This window comes from Priestia sp. SIMBA_032 (assembly GCF_046535215.1).
Lineage (GTDB): Bacteria > Bacillota > Bacilli > Bacillales > Bacillaceae_H > Priestia > Priestia aryabhattai.
In genome coordinates this window covers 1-249 of record NZ_JAWRXD010001241.1, presented here as the reverse complement: position 1 = coordinate 249, position 249 = coordinate 1, and the positions used below count along the sequence as shown (strand labels likewise).

1 pseudogene is annotated in these 249 nt (G+C 67.9%); it reads right to left on the bottom strand.

Features of this window, described 5'->3' with window-relative positions:
- A pseudogene (locus SB717_RS38305) lies at positions 1 to 249 on the bottom strand (hypothetical protein); the annotation flags it as partial.

The following is a 249-nucleotide window of genomic DNA, read 5'->3' as shown; positions in this document are numbered from 1 at the left end:
CGGGCGGCTTGGTGATGCGGTGGTGCAGCACCTGGGCCCACGGCAGTTCCTCACCGACGATGTCGGCCGTGATGCTGAGCGCCGCTGCAACGGCGTTCGTCATGCCCCACTTGTTGTAGCCGGTCGCGACCGCGACCTTCCGGTCGGTGCGCGGCATCCATCCGACGAATGGGGTCATGTTGGCGGATCTGTAATCCTGTGCCGACCAGGCGTGGGTGCGCGTGGCGCTCGGGAACCAGCGGGTCGTCC